The organism is Streptomyces sp. 11x1 (assembly GCF_032598905.1).
Taxonomy (GTDB): domain Bacteria; phylum Actinomycetota; class Actinomycetes; order Streptomycetales; family Streptomycetaceae; genus Streptomyces.
The window spans coordinates 7,545,703-7,568,124 of sequence record NZ_CP122458.1; the positions used below are offsets into that span (position 1 = coordinate 7,545,703).

Annotated in this window: 20 protein-coding genes, 1 other RNA gene and 1 pseudogene; 12 read left to right on the plus strand and 10 right to left on the minus strand. The window is 71.8% G+C overall.

The genetic code is table 11. From position 1 onward, the window contains the following. The first annotated feature begins 30 nt into the window (after positions 1 to 30). Positions 31 to 738: a hypothetical protein gene (locus P8T65_RS33145; RefSeq protein WP_316728870.1), complete on the plus strand. Its 708-nt coding sequence runs from the start codon at positions 31 to 33 to the stop codon at positions 736 to 738. 208 nt (positions 739 to 946) lie between these two features. After that, complete coding sequence (locus P8T65_RS33150) at positions 947 to 3,145, plus strand: restriction endonuclease (protein ID WP_316728871.1); 2,199 nt, start codon at positions 947 to 949, stop codon at positions 3,143 to 3,145. Between the two features lie 50 nt (positions 3,146 to 3,195). Here P8T65_RS33150 and P8T65_RS33155 read toward each other — a convergent pair whose 3' ends face one another. Together P8T65_RS33155 and P8T65_RS33160 are read right to left on the minus strand one after the other, a co-directional pair. Next, positions 3,196 to 3,879, minus strand: coding sequence for a class I SAM-dependent methyltransferase (locus P8T65_RS33155; RefSeq protein ID WP_316728872.1), 684 nt, complete (start codon positions 3,877 to 3,879; stop codon positions 3,196 to 3,198). A 245-nt stretch (positions 3,880 to 4,124) separates the two neighbouring features. Then, positions 4,125 to 5,630: an MFS transporter gene (locus P8T65_RS33160; RefSeq protein ID WP_316728873.1), complete on the minus strand. Its 1,506-nt coding sequence runs from the start codon at positions 5,628 to 5,630 to the stop codon at positions 4,125 to 4,127. A 461-nt stretch (positions 5,631 to 6,091) separates the two neighbouring features. On the opposite strand from P8T65_RS33160, the gene P8T65_RS33165 reads away from it, so the two are divergent. The 3 genes from P8T65_RS33165 to P8T65_RS33175 all read left to right on the plus strand — a co-directional run bounded on the left by P8T65_RS33165 (position 6,092) and on the right by P8T65_RS33175 (position 9,170). Then, complete coding sequence (locus P8T65_RS33165) at positions 6,092 to 6,961, plus strand: MaoC/PaaZ C-terminal domain-containing protein (RefSeq protein WP_316728874.1); 870 nt, start codon at positions 6,092 to 6,094, stop codon at positions 6,959 to 6,961. A 54-nt stretch (positions 6,962 to 7,015) separates the two neighbouring features. Next, positions 7,016 to 8,092 (plus strand): Zn-dependent alcohol dehydrogenase, encoded by a 1,077-nt coding sequence (locus P8T65_RS33170; RefSeq protein ID WP_316728875.1) that lies wholly within the window; start codon positions 7,016 to 7,018, stop codon positions 8,090 to 8,092. 109 nt (positions 8,093 to 8,201) lie between these two features. Further along, a complete protein-coding gene (locus P8T65_RS33175; RefSeq protein WP_316728876.1) occupies positions 8,202 to 9,170 on the plus strand; it encodes a 3-oxoacyl-ACP reductase in 969 nt (322 codons plus the stop codon). A 148-nt stretch (positions 9,171 to 9,318) separates the two neighbouring features. On the opposite strand, the gene P8T65_RS33180 is transcribed toward P8T65_RS33175, so the two are convergent. Beyond that, positions 9,319 to 9,483, minus strand: coding sequence for a hypothetical protein (locus P8T65_RS33180; RefSeq protein ID WP_230212024.1), 165 nt, complete (start codon positions 9,481 to 9,483; stop codon positions 9,319 to 9,321). 131 nt (positions 9,484 to 9,614) lie between these two features. Beyond that, the gene (locus tag P8T65_RS33185; RefSeq protein WP_316728878.1) at positions 9,615 to 11,186 is read right to left on the minus strand and encodes a hypothetical protein; all 1,572 of its coding nucleotides are present in this window, start codon (positions 11,184 to 11,186) and stop codon (positions 9,615 to 9,617) included. Between the two features lie 194 nt (positions 11,187 to 11,380). Here P8T65_RS33185 and P8T65_RS33190 point away from each other — a divergent pair, with 194 nt between their 5' ends. From P8T65_RS33190 to P8T65_RS33200, 3 genes are read left to right on the plus strand one after another with little or no spacing between them, the layout of a single operon-like run. Further along, positions 11,381 to 12,256 (plus strand): Nif3-like dinuclear metal center hexameric protein, encoded by an 876-nt coding sequence (locus tag P8T65_RS33190; protein ID WP_316728880.1) that lies wholly within the window; start codon positions 11,381 to 11,383, stop codon positions 12,254 to 12,256. Beyond that, complete coding sequence (locus P8T65_RS33195) at positions 12,253 to 12,996, plus strand: zinc ribbon domain-containing protein (protein WP_184898592.1); 744 nt, start codon at positions 12,253 to 12,255, stop codon at positions 12,994 to 12,996. Before P8T65_RS33190 ends, P8T65_RS33195 begins: the two co-directional genes overlap by 4 nt. A gap of 38 nt (positions 12,997 to 13,034) precedes the next feature. Next, the gene (locus tag P8T65_RS33200; protein WP_316728882.1) at positions 13,035 to 14,603 is read left to right on the plus strand and encodes a bifunctional RNase H/acid phosphatase; all 1,569 of its coding nucleotides are present in this window, start codon (positions 13,035 to 13,037) and stop codon (positions 14,601 to 14,603) included. Here the strand turns inward: P8T65_RS33200 and eda are convergent. The 4 genes from eda to P8T65_RS33220 form a co-directional block, all read right to left on the minus strand. Further along, a complete protein-coding gene (eda, locus tag P8T65_RS33205) occupies positions 14,589 to 15,284 on the minus strand; it encodes a bifunctional 4-hydroxy-2-oxoglutarate aldolase/2-dehydro-3-deoxy-phosphogluconate aldolase (protein ID WP_316728884.1) in 696 nt (231 codons plus the stop codon). The two genes, P8T65_RS33200 and eda, sit on opposite strands and share 15 nt — an antisense overlap. Positions 15,285 to 15,354: 70 nt before the next feature. After that, on the minus strand, positions 15,355 to 16,137 hold the full coding sequence (gene yaaA / locus P8T65_RS33210) for a peroxide stress protein YaaA (protein WP_316728885.1): 783 nt from the start codon (positions 16,135 to 16,137) through the stop codon (positions 15,355 to 15,357). 54 nt (positions 16,138 to 16,191) lie between these two features. Then, complete coding sequence (locus tag P8T65_RS33215; RefSeq protein ID WP_316728886.1) at positions 16,192 to 16,812, minus strand: hypothetical protein; 621 nt, start codon at positions 16,810 to 16,812, stop codon at positions 16,192 to 16,194. Next, positions 16,809 to 17,603, minus strand: a complete 795-nt coding sequence (locus P8T65_RS33220; RefSeq protein WP_316728887.1) for a MerR family transcriptional regulator — start codon at positions 17,601 to 17,603, stop codon at positions 16,809 to 16,811. The genes P8T65_RS33215 and P8T65_RS33220 overlap by 4 nt, the downstream gene beginning before the upstream one ends. 175 nt (positions 17,604 to 17,778) lie before the next feature. On the opposite strand from P8T65_RS33220, the gene P8T65_RS33225 reads away from it, so the two are divergent. The 4 genes and pseudogenes from P8T65_RS33225 to rnpB all read left to right on the plus strand — a co-directional run bounded on the left by P8T65_RS33225 (position 17,779) and on the right by rnpB (position 20,613). Continuing rightward, a complete protein-coding gene (locus P8T65_RS33225) occupies positions 17,779 to 18,348 on the plus strand; it encodes a Uma2 family endonuclease (RefSeq protein WP_316731810.1) in 570 nt (189 codons plus the stop codon). Positions 18,349 to 18,455: 107 nt separating this feature from the next. Next, positions 18,456 to 19,280 (plus strand): AraC family transcriptional regulator, encoded by an 825-nt coding sequence (locus P8T65_RS33230; protein ID WP_316728888.1) that lies wholly within the window; start codon positions 18,456 to 18,458, stop codon positions 19,278 to 19,280. Positions 19,281 to 19,362: 82 nt separating this feature from the next. Further along, a pseudogene (locus tag P8T65_RS47435) lies at positions 19,363 to 20,079 on the plus strand (DMT family transporter); the annotation flags it as partial. Between the two features lie 127 nt (positions 20,080 to 20,206). After that, positions 20,207 to 20,613: RNase P RNA component class A (rnpB, locus tag P8T65_RS33235), an RNA gene on the plus strand. Positions 20,614 to 20,858: 245 nt separating this feature from the next. Here the strand turns inward: rnpB and P8T65_RS33240 are convergent. Together P8T65_RS33240 and P8T65_RS33245 are read right to left on the minus strand one after the other, a co-directional pair. Further along, positions 20,859 to 21,497: a DUF6907 domain-containing protein gene (locus tag P8T65_RS33240; protein ID WP_316728890.1), complete on the minus strand. Its 639-nt coding sequence runs from the start codon at positions 21,495 to 21,497 to the stop codon at positions 20,859 to 20,861. Between the two features lie 50 nt (positions 21,498 to 21,547). Continuing rightward, positions 21,548 to 22,042, minus strand: a complete 495-nt coding sequence (locus P8T65_RS33245; protein ID WP_316728891.1) for a hypothetical protein — start codon at positions 22,040 to 22,042, stop codon at positions 21,548 to 21,550. Positions 22,043 to 22,422: the final 380 nt, after the last annotated feature.

Below are 22,422 nucleotides of genomic sequence, written 5' to 3' on the forward strand. Positions count from 1 at the left end.
CGTCGGCCGTCGACAGGTCAGAGTACGGGGATGATCGAGGTGGTGATCGCGGTCCTCGGGGCCGTGGTAGGGGCTTCGGCGCTTGTCGTCAGCATCGCCGGGCACCGTCACAACGTCCGTCAGGCCGTCCGGCTGGCCGAGCGGGAGCGCCGCATCGAGGACCGGGAACGCGAGGCGGACCAGCGGGAGAAGTTGATCCAGTCGTCGCTGCTGCACGTCACCATGGGCAGCAGCCGCTCGGTGCTCGCGGACGGGTACGCACGGTGGCACCTCGAAGCGGTCAACACCAGCAACCAGCCGCTCGTCCAGGTCGCCGTCCACTACGACGGCGAACGCCTCGACGGCCGGGAGATCCTTCCGGCAGGCGGCCGGCTCACCGTCGGTCTCCCGATGACGTCGGCCACCGGTTCACCGCCCTCGCCCCTGCTCTGCTCCGTCGAGTTCACCGACTCCTCCGGCAACCGCTGGCGCCGTCTGGCCACGGGCCGGCTCCAGCCATGGGGGACCGGCACCGGAGACGAGACGAACTGGCAGCCGCCCGTGGCACCGATCGTCGGCCCCCTACCGGCCCCCCTGATCTCCGGCAGCCCTGCCGGCGGCGCCCACGCACCGCGCCAGGGCACTCCGCCGCCCACGCCGCCCCGCCCCCTCCCCACCCGGGCCTACCGCGCGGCGGTCGCCGCGGTGGTGGTCGTCGTGGCAGCCGCCGTCTATCTGCTGGTCCGGTACATGGGTTAGACGGGCGGAAGCCGTCCTGCGGGCAGGCCCTGCGGGCGGGTCCCCCACCGGGCAGGCCCTACGACCGACGAGCGGCTGACCAGCGAGAGCGGTAGCGGTACCGGTAGGCGGACGCCCCGTCGCGGGATAAAGTCGTGCGGTTACGTCTGGTTGTGGGGGCGGGGCCTGGTCGTGCGGTCGGGGGCCCCGGTGGGAGGGCCTGTAGCGCATGAGTCGTCGCTCCAACGGGTTGGCCGGCATCTGGGCCGAGGCACAACGCCAGCAGCAGCGTCAGTCGGAGGAGCGGGCCCGGCAGCAGCGCGAGTACGAGCGGCGACAACGCGCGTACCAGCGGGAGGTGGCCCGCAGCCAGCGCGAGCAGCAGGTGGCGTACCGGCAGCAGCGCGAGGCGGAGGCGCGGCGGCGTACGGAGGAACTGGACACCTGGGTAAGGACGTTGGAAGGGCTGTTGGTCGCGGGCTGCCGGGCCCCGGCGTTCAGGGCCGCGTCCCTCACCCGTTCCGAACGCCTGGAGCCGTTCTCCCCGGGGCCGCTCGGGCAGCCCGTCCCCATGCCGGACCCCAACCACTACCAGGCGCAGGGCGGTTGGTCCGCCCAGCGACGCGCCCAGGCGCAGGCCGAGGCGCGTGCCCGGTTCGAGCACGACTGGCATGCGGCCCAGGCCGCCGAGGCCCAGAGGCAGCACCAACTGGCCCAGTACCAGCGGCAGTACGAGCAGTGGGCGGAAGGACAGCGGACGGAGATCCGGCGGCACAACGCCGGGCTCGCCCAGATGGCGAGCGCACTGCGCGAAGGCGACCCGGAAGCCGCCGTCGACTACTTCTCCGCCGCCCTCTACGCCTCGTCCGCCTGGCCCGAGGGCTTTCCCCGCGGAGTCCGCGCCGCCTACGACCCGGCGGCACGGCAACTGGTCCTGGACTGGGAACTGCCCAGGTACGACGTCGTCCCCGAGACGAAGAGCGTCGTCTACATGCCGAGCGTCGACCAGGACAAGGAACGCCCCCGCCCGGTCACCCAGCGGCGGGCCCTCTACCGTGACGTCCTCGCCCAGTGCACCCTCCTGGTGCTGCACGACCTGTTCGCCGCCGACGAGTTCGGCGCGCTGGAGTCGGTCGTCCTGAACGGGTTCGTGGACGACCACGACCCGGTGACCGGGCGCCGCGCCGAGCTCTTCCTGGTGACCGTCACGGTGCCCCGGCCGGTCTTCGCCGACCTGCACCTGGAACAGGTGAGCGCCGTCGACTGTCTGACGGACGGCCTCAGGGGCCGGCTGTCCGCGCGACCGGACCAGCGCACCGCCGTCCGCCCCGGACGCCGGCCCGACGACGTGGGCGACGGCGTCGTCGTCCACGGCGGCGAGGACGAGCCGGACCTCCTGGAGATGGACCCCCTCGCCTTCGAGGCGCTGGTCGCGGAGCTGTTCCGGGCCATGGGGATGCAGGCCGTCACCACCCAGCGCTCGGGCGACGGCGGGGTGGACGTCGACGCCCTCGACCCGACCCCGATCCGCGGCGGCAAGATCGTCGTCCAGGTCAAGCGCTACCGCAACACCGTCCCGCCGAGCGCCGTCCGTGACCTCTACGGCACGGTCCAGGACGCCGGCGCCAACAAGGGTGTCCTGGTGACCACGTCCAAGTTCGGCCCCGGCTCCCACACCTTCGCCAACGGCAAGCCGCTGGAGCTGATCTCGGGCCGCGAACTCGTCGACCTGCTGCACCGGCACGGGCTGCGGGGGCGCCTGGGCCCCGGTGAGCGCCCCACGCCGGTGTCAGCGACCGCCGCCACGGTGGTGATGCCCTCGGCCGACCTCACCGTGGTGCTGCCGACGGCCGATCCGACGGTGGTGCTGCCCACGACGGACCCCAGGCTGCCCGCCCAGCGGACCTCGCCGGACGCGGGCCCCGCCCCGGACGCTCCGCCCGGGGGCTACAGCGTGCTCGGCATGTACTGGACGGGCGGCGTCGCGTTGGACGTCTGCGCGCTCGTCTGCCACGGCAACCGCGTCCTGAGCGACGACCACTTCGTCTTCTACAACAACCTCCGCACCCCCGACGGCACGGTCCGCGCCGTCCCGCCGACCGCCCCCGACAAGGCCGCGATCCAGGTCTTCTTCGACGCGCTGCCCGCGACGGCGGACCGTCTGGTCCTGGTCGCCGCGATCGACCCGGCCGTGAACCCCGACGCCGACCTCTCCGGCTTCACCGACGCCGGCATCCGCCTCCTGGACCCCTCCCGCGCCGAACAGGGCCGCCTGGACGTCTCCGACGGCCGCGCCGCCGAAACGGCCCTGACGCTCGGCTCCTTCCGCCGCCGCGCCAACGGCGACTGGGACTTCGTCGTGGGCGGCAAGGGGTACGGGGGCGGTCTGGAGGAACTGGTGCAGGACTACGGCATAGACGTGGCGTAGCGGGGCCCGGGACGGTATGGACGTGGCGTGGCGGGGCCCGGAACCGCGGCTCAGATGTCGGTGCCCGTCCGGCGCAGCACCCGCAGGGAGTCCGTGGCGGAGACCTCGGTGAAGGCGCCGGAGGCCAGGGCGCGGAGGTAGACGCGGTACGGGGCCTGGCCGGTGAACTCGTCCTCGGGGTCGGGGAAGACGTCGTGGATGACGAGGAGGCCGTCCGGGGCGATGTGCGGGGCCCAGCCCTCGTAGTCGGCGGTGGCGTGCTCGTCGGTGTGGCCGCCGTCGATGAACACGAAGGCCAGGGGGGTGCCCCAGAACGCGGCGACCTGCGGGGAACGGCCGACGACCGCGACGACGTGGCCCTCCAGGCCCGCGCGGTGGAGGGTGCGGCGGAAGGTGGGGAGAGTGTCCATGCGGCCCACCTCGGGGTCGACGGTGGACTCGTCGTGGTACTCCCAGCCCGGCTGCTGCTCCTCACTGCCCCGGTGGTGGTCGACCGTGATCGCGGTGACCCCGGCCTCACGTGCGGCGTCGGCCAGCAGGATCGTGGACCGGCCGCAGTACGTCCCCACCTCCAGCAGCGGCAGCCCCAGCCGGCCCGCCTCGACGGCCGCGGCGTACAGCGCGAGCCCTTCCGCCACCGGCATGAACCCCTTGGCCCCCTCGAAGGCGCCGAGAACCTCCGGCGCGGGCGCGGGTGCCGGCGGGGCCGGGTGCGGATGCGGTGCCGCGGACATGGGTCCTCCGTGTGATGGTCGTACGAGCGGGGGCGCCCCATGCTGCCACGCGGTGCGCTCCGGGTGAGGCCGGGTGTTCGGCTGCGGGCCCGGTGGGGCTTCTCGCGCAGTTCCCCGCGCCCCTGAAAGCAGGGGCTGTGCCCCGTGCTTTTCAGGCCCGCAGGGGCCTGGTCTCCTAGGGGCGCGGGGAACTGCGCGACCAGCCCCCACCGGACCCGCAGCCGAACACCCGGCCCCATGGATGCCTATCGGGAGGCGACCACCACCCGGCCCTCCCCGGCGACCACGTCGCCCGCCCCGGTCTTGCCGGCATCCCCGCTCGCATGAAGGGTCAGCGCGGGGCGGCGGCCGGGGAGGAACAGGGCCAGCACCAGCCCGACCCCGACCGCGGCCGTGGCGATGAGGAAGGACAGGCGGAAACCGTGCATCGTGGGGATCTCGGCCCCACCCACCTCGTTCGCGGTGTTCGCCAGCACCATGCCGATGACGGCGCTCGACACGGACGTACCGACGGAGCGCATGAGCGTGTTGAGTCCGTTGGCCGCCCCCGTCTCGGACGGATCGACCGCTCCGACGATCAGCGCCGGGAGCGAGGAGTAGGCGAGCCCGATGCCCGCGCCCAGCACCACCGACACCACCACGGTCTGCCACGCGGCGCTCATCAGGCCGAGCCCGGCCCCGTAGCCGACAGCGATGATCAGCAGGCCCAGGATGAGGGTGGTCTTGGGTCCGTACTTGGCGGAGATCCGGGCGTAGACCGGCGCCGTGAACATCATCGTCAGCCCGAGCGGGGCCACGCACAGACCCGCGACGATCATCGACTGCCCGAGCCCGTAACCGGTGGCGGAGGGCAGCTGGAGGAGCTGCGGCAGGACCAGGGAGACGACGAAGAAGGAGACACCGACCATGATCGAGGCGAGGTTGGTGAGCAGGACCTCACGGCGGACGGTGGTCCGCAGATCCACCAGCGGCGCCGTGACACGCAGCTCCAGGACACCCCAGAGCAGCAGGACCACGGCCGACGCGGCGAACATCCCGAGCGTCGTCGCGGAGGTCCAGCCCCAGTCGCTGCCCTTGGTGATCGGCAGGAGGAAGAGGACCAGACCGAGGGAGAGGCCGAGGGCGCCGAGATGGTCGAAGGTGCCCGCCGCGCGCGTCGTGGTCTCCGGTACGGCGATCAGGGTGAGGACGATGGAGAGCAGACCGAGGCCGGCGGCGCCGAAGAAGAGGACGTGCCAGTCGGTGGTCTGGGCGACCGCGGCGGCCAGCGGCAGCGCGAGTCCGCCGCCGACACCGATGGACGAGCTCATCAGGGCCATGGCGGAGCCGAGGCGTTCGCGGGGGAGCTCGTCGCGCATCAGCCCGATGCCCAGCGGGATCGCGCCCATGGCGAAGCCCTGCAAGGCACGGCCGACGATCATCGGCACGAGCGCACTGGTGAAACCGCTGATCAGCGCCCCGACCACCATCACGGCCAGGCTGACGATCAGCATCCGGCGCTTGCCGTAGAGGTCGCCGAGACGGCCCATGATCGGCGTGGCCACGGCACCGGAGAGGAGGGTCGAGGTCAGGACCCAGGTCGCGTTGCTGGGCGAGGTGTCCAGCAGTTGCGGGAGATCCTTGATCACCGGGACCAGCAGGGTCTGCATCACCGCGACCACGATTCCCGCGAAGGCCAGCACCGGGACGATCGCTCGGCCGGCGTCTGTGGTGGGGGCCTCGGGGGTCGGCGGTGTGTGCGGCTGTGTCATGGAGCGGGGCCTCCTGGCCGGGCGAGGGTGTATGCCACCCGAACCTCGTGTGCCTGGGCAACTATTCCGTTGTTTCGAGTGACTAACGAAAGCTTGACCTGCCCATGGGAAAGTGACGTGCCGTCAGGGAGGGCACCTCGTCGGGGGCGGGGTGTCGGGCGGCGGGCGAGCTGGTTCGTGGCGCCGGCGCCGGCGGGGCCGAGTGCCAGTCGGCGGAAGTGGCGCAGTGGGCGGCCGACCCGGTGACCTACTGTCCCTCCCTGATGCCCGGATCTGACGTACTGTCAGGAGGCTTCACATGTGCACGAGGCTGGGCTATACAGAGGGTCGCCGGACTGGAACGCGTTCTAGGTGGGCGGGTTCCGGGTCGGCCGTGACGACCTCGGTGCGGCCGCTGGTGCGGACGGTCGTACCGAGGTTCCTCAGCCCACGCCACCCGCCCCGGACCGCCCAGGAGCCCCATGCCCATCGACGCAGCCAAGGCGCTCGCGGCAGACCCCCGTTCCGCTGAGATCGCGTGGACGCGGAAGGACGTCCTGCTCTACCACCTCGGGATCGGCGCCGGCACCCCCGCGACCGACCCCGACGAACTGCGCTACACGCTGGAGTCGCGGTTGCACGTCCTGCCGAGCTTCGCGACCGTCGCGGGCGCCGGCTCACCGGACGTGATCGGAGGCCTGAACGCACCCGGTGTCGACGTCGACCTCGCCAAGGTCCTGCACGGCGGCCAGCGCGTCGAACTCCGACGGCCGATCCCGGTCGAGGGGCGGGCCACGGCGACCTCCCGCGTGGCGGCGGTGTACGACAAGGGCAAGGCGGCCGTCCTCGTGATGCGGACCGAGGTCGCCGACGCCGAGGGCCCGCTGTGGGTCAACGAGGCGCAGATCTTCGTCCGCGGAGAGGGTGGCTGGGGCGGCGACCGTGGCCCGTCCGCCCGCCAGGAACCGCCCACGACCGCACCCGACAAGGAGGTGGAGCGCACCGTCCGCGAGGACCAGGCGCTGCTCTACCGTCTCTCCGGCGACTGGAACCCGCTCCACGCCGACCCGGAGTTCGCGGGGCGCGCCGGGTTCGACCGGCCGATCCTGCACGGGCTGTGCACCTACGGGATGACCCTGAAGGCCGTGGTCGACACGGTCCTCGGCGGGGACGTCGGCCGGGTCCGCTCGTACGGGACGCGTTTCGCGGGCGTCGTCTTCCCGGGCGAGACCCTCCGCATCCGGATGTGGCAGCCGGACGACCACGCGGTGCGGGTGACGGTGACCGCCGTCGAGCGGGACGACGCCCCGGTCCTCGCGGACACGCTCGTCGAGACGGCCTACCACGCATGAGCGGCGAATCAGCGGATCACGGGTACTTCTGATATTTCCGAGGGGAGCTGCACCATGCGCGCAGCCGTACTGCACGAGATCGGCCAGGACAAACTGGACGTGCTCGACGACGTCGAGGCGGTGGGTTTCGGGCCGGGCAGGGTGAGGATCCGGGTGCGGGCCACCGGGCTGTGCCACTCCGACCTGTCCGCCATGGCCGGGGTGCTGCCGCAGCCCGGACCGTTCGTCCCCGGGCACGAGGGTGCCGGCGAGATAGTCGAAGTCGGGGAAGGCGTGAGCCACTTGAAGCCCGGCGACCGCGTCGTCGTGTGCTGGCTCCCGGCCTGCGGCACCTGTCCTGCCTGCAAGCGCGGCCAGACCCACCTCTGCCTCGCCGGATTCCTCAACGCCGGCACGCCCAACTTCAAGCGGCCCGCCGGGGACGTCTTCGGCTTCGCGGGCACCGGCACGTTCGCGGAGGAGGTCGTGGTCGACGCGGGCTGTGCCGTGCCGATACCGGACGACGTGCCCTTCGACATCGCCGCCCTCATCGGCTGCGGCGTCACCACCGGGCTCGGCGCCGCCCTCAACACCGCTGACGTGGAGGCCGGTTCGTCGGTCGCGGTCATCGGTTGCGGCGGCGTCGGCATCTCGGCGATCCAGGGTGCCCGGCTCAAGGGCGCGGCCGAGATCGTCGCCGTCGACCCCGTGGTCCCACGACGTGAGGCGGCGCTCAAGTTCGGGGCAACCAAGGCGATCTCGCCGGACGAGCTGGCCGACACCAAGCAGTCCGTCACGGGCGGCGAGGGCTTCGACTACGTCTTCGAGGTCGTCGGACGTTCGGCCACCGCCCGCACGGCGTACGAGGCCACCCGGCGCGGCGGCACCCTTGTCGTGGTGGGCGCGGGCGCGCTGGACGACTTCCTCCAGCTCAGCATGTTCGAGCTGTTCTTCGACGAGAAGCGGATCCTGCCCTCCATGTACGGCGGCGGAGACGTCCTGCGCTCCTACGAGCGGGCCATCGCCCTCTGGCGCGCCGGCCGCATCGACCTCGCGGGGCTGATCACCCACCGGGTGCCCCTCTCCGACATCAACGAGGCGCTGGACCAGATGCGGACGGGCGTGGCGCTCCGCACCTGTATCGAGATCTGACGGTTCCGGAGTGTGGCGGGTCGGTCGCGGAGCCGGGCAACGGGACTTCGATCGGCCCGGCACATGCCCGGCTCGCGAGTGAATCGGCTTCGGCGGAAGGGACTCGGCAGTGGCACTGCCCCTTGAAGGACTGTCCGCGATCGTCACCGGCGCGGGGCGTGGACTCGGCCGGGCCGAGGCGCTGGAACTGGCCCGCCTGGGCGCGGCCGTGGTCGTCAACGACTACGGCCGCCCGGGACGGGACGGTTCCGGTGAGGTGTCCACCGGGCCCGCCGAGGAGGTCGCGGCGTCGATCCGTGCGGCCGGCGGTCGGGCGGTGGCGCACATCGGTGACGTCTCCGACCACGAACAGGCCCGAGAGCTGGTCGAGTTGGCCATCACCGAGTTCGGCAGACTCGACATCCTCGTCAACAACGCGGGCATCCTGCGCGACCGGATGGTCTTCTCGATGTCCGAGGACGAGTGGGACTCGGTCGTCCGGGTGCACCTCAAGGGCCACTTCAACACGATCCGGTTCGCCTCCGCCCACTGGCGGGCGCGGGCGAAGTCGGGCGAGGGCGGGGGACGGGTCTACGGGCGGGTGGTGAACACCTCCTCCGAGGCGTTCCTCGCCGGGTCGGCCGGGCAGCCCAACTACGCCGCCGCGAAGGGCGGCATCGTCGGGCTGACCACCTCCACGGCACTCGCGCTCGCCAAGTACGGCGTCACCGCGAACGTCATCTGCCCGCGCGCCCGCACCCGGATGACCGAGGATGTCTTCGCGGGCCTGCCGGGGGCGCCCGGCGGCACCGACACCGGCCTCGACCCGCTCGCCCCCGAACACGTCGCCCCCCTCGTGGGCTACCTCGCCTCGCCGGCCGCCGCGCAGGTGAACGGCCAGCTGCTCGTCGTCCACGGCGGCATGGTGGCGATCATCGAACGCCCGCGCGTCCAGGCCAAGTTCGACACCAAGCAGGACGCGTTCACGTACGACGAGCTGGACGGCCTGCTGACGCCGTACTACATGGCCCGGCCGGAGGGCGAGACGTTCGCGGCGGCGGAGGTGCTGGGGCTGCGGCACGGACCGGGGGCCCCGTAGAGACACGCACCTGGGCCCCGTAGACGCGCGGAGAGCAAAAGGACTGACCCCGCCCGTGGGTGACGGGCGGGGCCGGTGCCATCGTGAGGTCGCTTCCGGTGCCGAATTGACGTTTCTCCGGAGGTGACCAGGAGGGAGCCGTCGCCGTTCAGGCGGACGTCGTCGTCTCCGTGTGTTCGGCCGGCTTGCGGTGGCGTCCGCGAGGGCTCGCCTTCTCGGCCTCGTGGGCCGAGATCTGGCCCCGGTGCCTGCCATGGCCTTCCGCCTCGTGGGGGTCGGCAGTGGGCGGCTGGGTTGTGTGCACGTCGCTCATTGGAAGTGTTCCCCGTCGAATGATCTTCTTATCGGCGGGTGATTTTAACGGGCGGCCCCGCTCGCCCCGAAGCCGCCCGAGCGCGTGTCGCCCGCGTCGCGCCCACTTGGCGCGCTGCCCCCACATGACCTTCACCCGACGGTCACCTCCTCGGGCACTCGCCCCTCCAACGGCGCCTGCTGCAACGGCACGGGCCGGGCGACGACAGGCACGGAAGGTTCCGCACCGGCCGACTGCGCGCCGCCCAACTCTGCGCCGCGCGCCCGCGTATCGACCCGTGTGTCGACCCGCGTATCGACCCGTGTGTCGAGGGGCACGGTGCCCGACGCTTCGGTGCCTGCCTCTCCGCCCCCTGTCCCTCCGGCCCCCGGCGCCCCGGCCCCCGACAGCCCCGCGCCCGCCGACCCGCGACCGGACGGCGACACCCCCTCCCCCTCCCGGGACTCGTCCCGGGCCTCCTCCGGCTCTTCCCCCCAAGGCACCCCCACCCGGGCGACCCCGCACCGCACCACCCCTGTCGTGTACGGGAGTTGGAGTACGCCCTCCCGACTCCACAGCCCGGCCCCCACCAACCAGCCCTCGGGGGCGGGCAGATGGAGGATCCGGCGGGCGGCCGGGCGCCAGACGCCGACCCAGCTGCCGCGCGGGCCGTCGACGCGCAACGCCACCGCGCAGCTCTCGGGGGTGAGGATCTGCCCCGGCTGGATGGCGAAGGGGGTGATCCGATGGCCCCCCGGCACCCGCAGGCACTCCGGGAAACGGACCGGCAGCGTGCTGCCCAACACCCCCCAGCCGAGCCGGTGCTGACCCGGGGAGGGCGCGTCCGAGCGGATGAGGAGCAGTCCGCTGTCGGGATCGGCGAGCAGCACCCGGTCGTCGCTGTCGTCCGCGATCTGCAACAGCGGCGAGACCGCGCCGCCCTGCTCCAGATCGACGACCACCGACTTCGTCCGACCGCCCGACTCCTGGTCCAGGGCGAGCAACCGGCCCGCCCCGTCCAGCCAGACGCCGCCCGAGCACCGGCCCGGCACCTGTGCCAGCAGCTCCGGGCCGAACGTTCCGCCTGCCACCAGCCACACGGCCGTCGCACTCCGGCCCAGGGCGAGAGCGTACGCACGCTCCCCGCACGGCGAGGGCGGCAGGAGCCGCACCCGGGTCGCCGGGTCGGCGCATTCGACCGCGCCGAGTGGGAGTTCCCCCGTGCCGGGTCCGGTGGGATAGAGGAGCGAGAACAGGTGCAGATCGGCGGCCACCCGGTGGATGAGGACCCGGCCGTCGGTGAGGGGGAGCACCTCGGTGCCGGGCTCCTCCGGCTGGTTGCCCGGCAGGGGGACGGCGTACGGCTCGTGGCCGTCGAGGGTCCAGCGCTCGGGGAACCAGGACTCGCCGTCGAGTGCGAGCCGCGCCGCGTACGTCCCGTCGGCGGTGATCACACAACCGGGCGGCGCGGGCTCGACGCCCCCACCGCCTTCCCCCGGGCCGCCGCCTCTGCGGTCGTACCGGTGGCCGCTCGGCCCGCCGCCTCCGGTGTCGCACCCGCTGCCGCTGCTGTGGTGGCCTCCACTGCTGTCGCGGCCGCTCTCTGCCCGCTCTCCGCTCTCCTGGCCGGCGATCCGCGCGTCGTTCTCCCGTGCCGCGTCGTTCTCCCGTGCCACGTCGTTCCCGTGGCCCGTGGTGGGGGAGGGGGGTGTACAGGCCGTCATCTTTCGATCACCTCCGGCGACAAAGCTAGTTTTCGTACGCACAGACGTGGGACAACCCGCGCCCCCTTCACACATAAGGGTGTTCGTCCGGTGATTCGCCTGAGGGAACGGCGACGGATGTGCTCGCCGAGGGGCGGCTGGTCAAGTGACCCGTGGCCGGTAGGGGAGAGCAGGAGTGCAGGTAGCCTTTGTGCGTGCCCCGTCTGTCTGAAGTCATCGCCGCGCTCGACGCCCTCTGGCCGCCCGAGAGGGCCGAGGGGTGGGACGCGGTCGGCACGGTCTGCGGCGACCCCGCCCAGGAGATCGGCCGCGTCCTGTTCGCCGTCGACCCGGTCCAGGAGATCGTCGAGGAAGCGGTGAAGCTGGGCGCCGACCTGCTGGTGACCCACCACCCCCTCTATCTGCGCGGTACGACGACGGTCGCGGCCTCCACGTTCAAGGGCCGCGTCGTGCACACCCTCATCAAGCACGACATCGCGCTGCACGTCGCCCACACCAACGCCGACACCGCCGACCCGGGCGTCAGCGACGCCCTCGCCGGCGCGCTGGACCTCAGGGTCGTACGCCCTCTCGTGCCGGACCCCGCCGACCCCGCGGGGCGCCGTGGTCTCGGCCGGGTCTGCGAGCTGGACCACCCGTTGACCGTGCGGGAACTGGCCGCGCGGGCCGCCGAGCGGCTGCCCGCCACCGCGCAGGGCATCCGGGTGGCCGGCGACCCCGAGGCGCTCGTCCGCACGGTCGCCGTCAGCGGCGGCTCCGGCGACAGCCTCTTCGACGACGTACGCGCGGCCGGTGTCGACGCCTTCCTCACCGCGGACCTGCGCCACCACCCGGCCTCCGAGGCCGTCGCTCGTGCCACGGAAGCCGCCCACGCGCCTCTCGCGCTGCTCGATGCCGCGCACTGGGCCACCGAATGGCCCTGGTGCGAGCTGGCCGCCGCCCAGCTCGACGAGATCTCCGACCGGGAGGGATGGGACCTGCGCGTCCACGTCTCCCAGACGGTCACCGACCCCTGGACCGCCCACGCGGCGTCCTCCACCGCCACCGAAACACTGGGAGCCCCCAACTGAACGCCGCGCCCGCCGACCAGATCCGACTCCTCGACGTCCAGGCCCTGGACGTACGCCTCCAGCAGCTCGCGCACAAGCGCAGGTCGCTGCCCGAGCACGCCGAGATCGAATCGCTGACGAAGGACCACACCCAGCTGCGCGACCTGCTCGTGGCCGCGCAGACCGAGGAGAGCGACACCGCCCGCGAGCAGACCAAGGCCGAGCAGGACGTGGACCAGGTGCGCCAACGCGCCGCCCGCGACCAGCAGCGACTGGACTCGGGCGCGATCACCTCCCCGAAGGACCTGGAGAACCTGCAGCGGGAGATCGCCTCGCTCGCCAAGCGGCAGGGCGACCTGGAGGACATCGTCCTGGAGGTCATGGAGCGCCGGGAGTCCGTGCAGGAGCGGGTCGCCGAGCTGACCGAGCGGGTCGGTGCCGTGCAGGGGAAGGTCGACGACGCGACCGCCCGTCGGGACGCCGCGTTCGAGGAGATCGACGGGGAGGTGGCGACGGTGACGAAGGAGCGCGAGGTCATCGCGGCGTCCGTCCCCGCGGACCTCCTCAAGCTCTATGACAAGCTGCGCGACCAGCAGGGCGGCATCGGCGCGGCCAAGCTGTACCAGCGCACCTGCCAGGGCTGCCGCCAGGAGCTGTCGATCACCGACTTCAACGACGTCCGCAAGGCCGCCGCCGACACGGTCGTCCGCTGCGAGAACTGCGGCCGCATCCTGGTCCGTACGTCCGAGTCGGGCCTCTAGGACCGGGAGCGGCACAGGAGCGGCAAAGGGCTTTCGGCATGCGGGAGTTCATCGTCGAGGCGGACGGCGGTTCCCGGGGCAACCCGGGGCCCGCGGGCTACGGCTCGGTCGTCCTCGACGCGGTGACGGGCGAGACGCTGGTGGAGGCCGCCGAGTACATCGGGGTGGCCACGAACAACGTCGCCGAGTACCGCGGGCTCATCGCAGGCCTGAAGGCGGCGTACGAGCTGGACCCGGCGGCCGCCGTCCGGGTCCGGATGGACTCCAAGCTCGTCGTCGAGCAGATGTCGGGCCGCTGGAAGATCAAGCACCCCGACATGAAGCCGCTGGCCGCCGAGGCCGCGCGGGTCCTCCCGCCCGGCCGCGTGACGTACGAGTGGATCCCGCGCGAGCAGAACAAGCACGCAGACCGCCTGGCCAACGAGGCGATGGACGCGGGCAAGCGGGGCGAACAATGGTCGGCCGCCGCGTCCACGGCGGACCTGGACACACGCGCGGCCCGGTCCGCCGCGGCAGCTGCCGTCCCCGAGCCGTCGGGCCCGCCCGGGGACGCGACGGCGGGCGCGGCGAGGGCGAGGGCGGCGCTGGCGGAGGGCCGGGGCGGGGCGGCGGACAGGAACGCGGGCGCGGCCAAGAACGGCACCAGCGCCGCCTCCGGCACCAGTGCTGACAGCAGTGCGGCCACCGGCAGCAGTGCGGCCACCGGCAGCGGTGCCGCCACCGGCAGCAGTGCGGCCACCGGCAGCGGTGCCGCCACCGGCAGCAGTGCGGCCACCGGCAGCGGTGCCGCCACCGGCACCGCTGCCGCGCCTGCAGCCGACCTGCGTGCCGCTGAGCCCGTCGCCGATCCACGCGTCGCCGATCGGCAGGCCGCCGACCCAAGGGCCGCCCGGACCGCCGCCGACCCACGTGCCGCCGAGGCCGCCAAGACCGCCGCCGACCTCCGCGCTGCCAGGAACGTCGCCTCCGCCACCCCCGATCTCGGCACCCCCGCCACCTTCGTGCTGTTGCGCCACGGCGAGACGCCCCTCACCCCCCAGAAGCGGTTCTCGGGGAGCGGTGGTTCGGATCCGTCCCTCTCCGAGGTCGGCCGGTACCAGGCCGAGCGGGTCGCCGCGGCCCTAGCCGCCCGCGGCACCATCCAAGAAGTCGTGTCGTCGCCGCTGGCCCGCTGCCGGGAGACAGCGGCGATCGTCGCGGCCCGGCTGGGACTGCGGGTCACTGTCGAGGACGGGCTGCGCGAGACGGACTTCGGCGCGTGGGAGGGCCTGAGCTTCGGCGAGGTGCGGGAGCGCTACCCGGACGACATGAACGCCTGGCTGGCCTCCCCGGACGCCGAACCCACCGGCGGCGGCGAGAGCTTCGAGGCCGTCGCCCACCGCGTCGCTGCCACCCGCGACGAGCTGATCGCGACGCACCGGGGCCGTACGGTCCTGCTCGTCACGCACGTCACCCCGATCAAGACCCTCGTACGTCTGGCTCTCGGCGCACCCCCGGAGTCGCTGTTCCGCATGGAACTCTCGGCGGCGTCCCTGTCGGCCCTGGCGTACTACGCCGACGGCAACGCCAGCCTCCGCCTCCTCAACGACACGTCACATCTGCGCTGAAGGATCCGCGGCGGGCGGGCGGTCCCGGAGCCCCGCCGCCTCCCGCGCCAGCCCCTCGATCCGCGCCCAGTCCCGCGCGGCCAACGCATCGGCCGGCAACATCCACGTACCGCCTACACAACCGACGTTGGGGAGGGCGAGGTACTCCGGCGCGTTGCCCGGCCCGACCCCACCGGTCGGACAGAACCGCGCCTGCGGCAGCGGCCCGGCGAGCGACTTCAGGTAGGCCGTACCGCCCGCCGCGTCGGCCGGGAAGAACTTCATCTCCCGCACCCCGCGTTCCAGGAGCGCCACGACCTCCGACGCGGTCGACACCCCGGGCAGGAACGGCACCCCCGACTCCCGCATCGCCCGCAGCAGCTTCTCCGTCCACCCCGGGCTGACCAGGAAACGCGCGCCCGCCGCGACGGATTCGCTCACCTGCGTGGGCGTGATGACGGTACCCACTCCCACCACCGCCCCCGGAACCTCCGCCGAGATGGCCCGTACGGCATCCAGCGCGCCCGGCGTCCGCAGGGTCACCTCGATCGCGGGCAACCCGCCCGCGACCAGCGCCCGCGCGAGCGGCACCGCGTCGGCGGGGTCGTCGACTACGACCACGGGCAGAACGGGCGCCAGGTCGAGGACGGAGCCGCGCGAGGACGGAGAGGCATGCGACGACGGCTGGGGCGATGAGGACATGCCGTCATCCTGCCCGTGCGGAACAGCATGCACAACGACCATTGCGCATGCTGCAACGACCTGGGGGGCCTCAGTGAACCTCGTCCACCAGCACATCCAACGTCCACGCCTTCCCGGCACCGGCCGGCGGCTCCACCTCCACCACGTACCCGAGATCCCGCAGCGCCTCCACCAGCTCCGCCGGGCCCTCGGGGGCGATCCCGGCGGACAGCAGGCTCCGTACGATGCGGCCCTTGGTCGCTTTGTTGAAGTGGCTGACCACCTTGCGCGTGGGCGCGTGCAGCACGCGCACGGTCGCGGTCCGCCCGGCCACGTCGCCCTTCGGCTTCCACGCGGCCGTGTACGCCGAGGACCGCAGGTCGAGGACGAGCCCGTCACCGGCGGCCTCGGGCAGCGCCGTCGCCATCGGCGTACGCCAGTGCGCGCCGAGCGCTCCGAGGCCGGGCAGCTTCACGCCCATCGAGCAGCGGTAGGAGGGGATCCGGTCCGTCACCCGGACCGCGCCCCACAGCCCCGAGAAGACCAGCAGCGAACGCGCCGCCCGTTGCTTCGCGGCGGTCTCCAGAGTGGCCAGGCCGAGGGCGTCGTACAGCACGCCCGTGTAGACCTGCCCGGCCGGCCGCGTCCCCGCCGTCAGCAGCTCCGCGTTCTTGGCGACCTCCCCGCGCAGCCCCTCGCTCAGCCCGAGCACCTCACGTGCCTTGTCCTCGTCGCCGGAGCACAACTCCACCAGCTCACCGACGACCGCCTCCCGTGCCCCCGTGAGCGTGGGCAGCGAAAGCCCCTCCAGCTTCAGGGGAGCGCCACCCGAGGAGGGTGCCTTGCCTTCGGACGGGGGCAGCAGGACGAGCACGGGTACTCCTTGTTCTCGGGGCTCCGCGACAGCGTACGGGGTGGGGGGCGGGGCTCAAGAAAGCCAGGGGTCCGGCGCGAGCCGCGCATCCATGATCCGGCTTACGAGGTGATCGCAATCGTCGGCGTGGAAGCGCACCAGGCGCACTTCCCTGCGGCGGCCGAAGAACGTCAAGTAGGCCACGGGTTCGACCAGCTCGATGGTGACGGTCGTCTGCGACCCGACCTCCATGTTGAGCTCGCCGTCCTGTTTCTCGTGCGTCGTACGCAACTCGCGGCGGACGGAGGCGATGGTGCTCAGCGGGACGCGCAGATCCACGGTGGCGAAGCGGCGCAGCCGCAGGGTCGTGTTGGTGAGGACGTGCGGGCGGGTGACGGAGGCGGCGTGCAGCCCGGCGACGATGAGGATCGTATAGAGGTCGAGGACGAGGAAGGCGGAGTGCACGAGCGGAAAGTCCCGCAGCAGGACGGACATGGTCACGGTCTCGACGACACACACGAAGCCGAACCCGAACATCATGGCTCCCTGCCCCCGCGCGTACCCGAAGGCCCGCGCACCCTCCGCCCCGACCCCGTGCGGCCGCCGAGCCACCCAGCGCAACAGGCTGGCCAGAAGCAGAAGTTCATGACGCACGAGAGAGCGCGCGACCCTGTACATCCTCTCGATCGACCTCATGGGCGGTCCTCCCTCAGTATCCGGAGCGTGCGGCGGATGGCCTCCGCCTGGGCCGGGGCGAAATCGGCGTAGAAGGCACGAAGGAAGCTGCCGGTGCCGGTCCCGTTGCCGGTGCCACCGCTGTCGTCGAGATCGATGCCGGTGTCCTGCGGGACCATCTCCTGCGGGATGAGGCCGGCGAGGACGTGGGCGGCCTCCGCGACCCGGGGGTCGTCGGGCTCGGCGTCGAGCAGCGCGTCGAGCAGCGCGTACGCCTCGTGCACCCGCTCCACCGCGCCCGGGGCCGACATCATGCTCTCCAGCGAGGCGAGCAGCTCTGCGCGAGCCTCGGGCGTGGCGGACGTCTCCAGGAGGGCGAACACCTCCCGGTCCTTGGCGGCCATCGGGGAGTGCGGCGCGGACCCGAACTTGCCGAACAACGCTGCGAGTTCAGCGGAAACGGGCCCCTCGGCCGGCAGCCGCCCGGCACGCGCGTCCTCCACCAGCACGCGCAACCGCCCCCGCCGCTTCCGGATCTCCTCCTCCTGACGGGCCAGATCCTCGTCCAACTCACCGAGCACCTCGACGAGTTCACGCCCGGCGTCGTCCGCGAGCACATCCCGTACCTCGGCCAGCCCGAGCCCCAGCTCCGTCAGCCGCCGGATCCGCGCGAGCACGACCGCGTGCCGCAAGGTGTAGTCCCGATACCCGTTGGCCCGCCGCTCCGGCTCCGGCAACAGTCCGAGATGGTGGTAGTGCCGCACGGCACGCGGGGTGACCCCGACGGCCGCGGCGAGTTCTCCGATCCGCATACGACCAGTAGAAACGTTGACGCTGCGGCAGGGTCAAGCGTCGGGCCCGGCGACGGACAGTGACCGGGATCATGTGCCACGATCGAGGGAACGGTTCCCGATCTCAGGGCCAGGTGATCAGCCGATGTCCCAGTCTGGCGAGCGACCGAAGAAGGAGGGGCGTGACATGAGTGCCATGGCCCACGAGCCGCTCTCGCAGGAAGACGTCCTGCTGGAGGGCTTTCTCGCCCTGGACACCCCGGAGGGATTCCGGGCTGAGCTTGTCGAGGGGGAGATCGTTGTGACGCCGCCGCCAGACGGGGATCACGAGGACTACATCAATCTGATCATGAAGCAGGTGATCAGGCGCTCCCGGACCGACATGGATTTCAGCGGGAACAAGGGGCTGAAGCTCGGGAGGACGGAGGGCTGTCCGGAGGAGCATGTGATTCCTGATGGCACGTTCGCGCCCCAGGTACTGCGCCTTTACCGGGGTGCCGACCCCTGGATGCCCTGCCAGGGAGTCGCCATGGTGCTGGAGGTGACCTCCACCCGACCCAAAGCCGACCGCGAGGTCAAGCGCCGCTGCTACGCCCGTGGCGGCATCCCGTTCTACCTGCTCATCGACCGCGACACGTCCGAGGCGACACTCCTCAGCGACCCCCGAGACGACGACTACCGCCAACGCTGCACCGTCCCCTTCGGCAAGCCGCTCACCCTCCCCGAACCGTTCGCCTTCGACCTGGAGACCTCGGACTTCCTCTGACGTCCGCTGACTTCCTCTGACTCCTCTGACCCCTTCCTCCTGCCCCGCCGGGCGTAGCCTGAAGGACCGGGCGGGGCGGGGCGAGGCGGAGTGGAGCGGGGGCAGAGGTGAGCACACGTGGTGAGACCCGATGGACCCGTGCGACCCTCGGCCGTCCCGACCGCCCCCTGGACCTCCTGACCGCCCGCTTCGACCGCCACCGCTACGCCCCGCACACCCACGAGGAATTCAGCATCGGCATCTGTGTCCGGGGCGCCTCGTACATCGACTACCGGGGCGGCGCCCTGACGGTGGGGGAGGGCTCGATCGTCGTCCTGGCCCCCGGCGAGGTCCACACCGGCGAGTCGGCCTTCGGCACCTACGCCTACCGCGCCCTCTACCCGGCCCCCGCCCTGCTCACCGACGGCATCCTCGGCGGCACCCCGCACTTCCGCGACCCCCTCCTCCACGACCCCGAGCTCGCCGCCGCCCTGAGCAATGCCCACGCCGAGCTGAGCACCTGCCCCGACCCGCTGGAGACCGAGTCCCGCCTGCCCTGGCTGCTCACGGCCCTGGCCCGCCGCCACTCGACGTCCCGCCTCACCTCCGACAGACTCCCCGGCGCCGACTCGATCTCCCTCGCCGTACGCGACCGCCTCGCCGATGAGCTGGTTGCTCCCCCCTCCCTCGCCGACCTCGCCACCGACCTGGGCCTCTCCCGCTACCAACTCCTCCGCGCCTTCCGTACGACGATGGGCATGCCGCCGTACGCGTGGCTGGCCCAGCACCGGGTGGCGCGGGCCCGGGCCCTGCTGGAGGCGGGCGCCCGCCCGGCGGAAGCGGCGGTCCAGGTGGGCTTCGCGGACCAGGCGCACATGACGCGCTGGTTCAGGAAGGTGCTGGGAGTGACCCCGGCGGCGTACCGCAACAGCGTTCAAGACCGACGCCGCTGACCTGCCCGAAACTTCCCCCATGACTGCACGCGGCTGGTTCCTCTTCTCCCTGATGGGAGTCCTCTGGGGCATCCCCTACCTGATGATCAAAGTAGCTGTGGACGAGGTCTCCCCGTCCATGGTCGTCTTCGTACGCTGTGCCCTGGGTGCGGCCCTCCTGCTCCCCTTCGCGATCCGCCAGGGGAACCTGACCCGCGTGGTCCGACAGCACTGGCGCCCGATGCTCGCGTTCGCCGTGATCGAGGTCATCGGCCCGTGGTGGACCCTGACCGACGCCGAACGCCACCTCTCCAGCTCCACGGCCGGCCTCCTGATCGCGGGCGTCCCGATCGTGAGCGTGCTCCTGGCCCGCTTCTTCGGCGACACGGAACACCTGGGAGCCCGCCGCATGACGGGCCTGGCCCTGGGTCTGGGAGGCGTGGGGATCCTCACCGTCCCCCACCTGACCGGCGGAAACGTCCTCTCCCTCACCGAGGTCCTGATCACGGTGATCGGCTACGCGACGGCCCCCTTGATCATGGCCCGCCACCTGAAGCAGGTCCCCACACTCCAACTGATAGCCCCGGTCCTACTCCTGTCGGCGCTGGTCTACGCCCCCGCGGCGACCCTCACCCGCCCGTCGACTTTCCCCTCCTCCCCGGCCCTGATCTCCCTGGCGGCCCTGGGCGTGATTTGCACAGCCCTCGCCTTCGTCGCCTTCCTGGAACTGATCCGAGAGGTGGGCCCGACGAGGGCGACGGTCTTCACGTACGTCAACCCGGCGGTGGCGGTGGCGGCGGGAGCCGTGTTCCTGGACGAGCGGCTGACCCCGGCGATCCTGTCGTCCTTCGCCCTGATCCTGGCGGGCTCGTTCCTGGCGACGGCGTCGTCGGCGTCACCGGCATCGAGGGGTGGCGGCCGCCGGGTAGCATGGTCCACACGGCAGACGAGCCGGGCGGACGGCCGCGTGGAGTCCCCCTAGGGGGCTTCCCGAGGAACGTCCGGGCTCCACAGGGCAGGGTGGTGGCTAACGGCCACCCGGGGTGACCCGCGGGACAGTGCCACAGAAAACAAACCGCCGGGGACCTCGGTCCACGGTAAGGGTGAAACGGTGGTGTAAGAGACCACCAGTGCCCAGGGTGACCTGGGCAGCTAGGTAAACCCCACCCGGAGCAAGGTCAAGAGGGGCCGCCGTGAAAAGCGGCCCTGCGCGGACGTTCGAGGGCTGCCCGCCCGAGTCCGCGGGTAGACCGCACGAGGCTGGCGGCAACGCCGGCCCTAGATGGATGGCCGTCTCCCCGGCCGCCGCGAGGCAGCCGGGCGACAGAACCCGGCGTACAGCCCGACTCGTCTGCCGCCACCTGCGGCTTTGCCTGCGAAAGGGCCTCTGATCTGCGACGGAGGCCCTTTCCGATCTTTCAGGAGCTTGCCGTGTTAGGCGGCAAAAAGTCCCTCGGAAGTCCCTCGGACAGAGCTGAAAGTCCCTGAAAAGTCCCTGGAGCGGAGGGGCGGGCGACGCCTCTGAGCTGGGTGTTCGCGACAGCTGTTGGAGCATGGCGCTGGAGCCGCGGGCATCGTGGCGGTCCTGGCCCGGCGGGGTTACGCGGCCTCGGCGTCGGCCGTCGTGTCGTTCCGCGCGGCCCATTCGGCGCGGGCTGCGGTGAGCCGAGGGTGCATGGCGCGAAGCTCGTCCAGCTGCCCGGCCACCGTTTCGATGAACTCGGCCAGCTGGTCCGGACCCATCGGGCGGGTGTACATGTCGGCGGCTACTTCGACCAGTACGTGCGGGACTCGGTAGGCCGGGCTGACTGTCGAGTCCGGACTTACGGCGAGGTGTGCGCAGAGCACCTGCCAGGACTCGTACTCCTCGTAGGCCTCGGTGTATTCGGCAGAGGCCACAGCGCCGTACATCTGGTGGTGTACGTCGGCCGGGTGGGGCCTGCCCTTCATTTCAAAGGTGTGGTCCGTCGTGCACCAGGACGGGCAGGTGACGGTGTGCCGGGTGCCGTATCTGTCGTCGTACATCCAGGTGCGGTCAAGCGCTGCGGCCGTCTCGCCGGTCCGCCCGGATACCAGGCACGCGAGCTGCGTACGTGCGGCCCGGAGCTTCGCCAGGTGCGCGCTCGTGTCGCTGATCAGTTCGTCGACCTCTCCGAGGTCGAGCGTCGGCCAGTCGCCGCCGGCCACGAAGTCCAGGCCGGGCGTTTCGTCGTCTACCTGGGACAATTGGAACGCCATGATGCCGTCCCTGCGCTGACAGGCGTAAGGGCGGTGAGCACCCATGGCGATTAGCGGGCCGTGGTGGAGGTGTTCGCGCGGGTCCTCGTGGTCCCTGGGGTTTCCTCGCAGAACGAGACGCCGGCGGGGCAGGCGGTCATCTGCGGAGTGCCCGATGGCTCGTGGCTGGCGGAGACCTCCACCTTGTCCGCGAGGGTCTCGAGCTCGTCGGCGAACCTGCGAAGCTCCGTCGCCTTGACGCGGGCCTCGGCCGCAGTCGTGTCCGTGTCGGCCAGACCGATGATCGGCTTCGAACCAGACAGATCCAGAAGGTGCGCATTCAGCAGCTCCCGGCCGTCATTGCCCTTGACGGTGTGCAGGGTTCCGAAGTGGTCGTAGTGGTTGCCGGTTTCTGTGCACCAGTCTGGGTGGACAGTGCACGGCTGCCGGTCACTGGGCTCGAGGCTTGCCTCGGTCGGGGGCATCGAGGGGGCGTCGGCAAGTTGGAGGGCCCGGGCGGGGAAGTCCTCGTCGCTCTCAGTAGCTGTTGTTGCGATGATGCTCACGCTTCTCTCCTTGTTGCAGAAAGGCTGGGGCAGAGACGTTGGCCTGTGGGCGCGACTGTCGAATGCACGGCTGTTCTGCTGCTTCGGTCCTCGTGGTCACCCAGCCTCGCCAAGGTCAGGCACCTGCCTCTCCGTTCGGGCGGCACTTGCCTCAGAACTGGCTGCTCGGCGGTACACTGCGCGGCTTTTGCGGCGAAGCGAGCACGGTGGGGCGCTGTGTAGACAACGTGATGTCGGCGAAGTAGTGGCGACGCTTCGGTTGAAGGGGGGCGAGCAGGCGCCCGTTCTCGCCGTGTGAAGTGACTGGTTCCAGCCTCATGCCGCAGCACGATGTTGTGTCCGCAGTGGCGTACGCGAGAGCATGTTCGATGATCGATGAG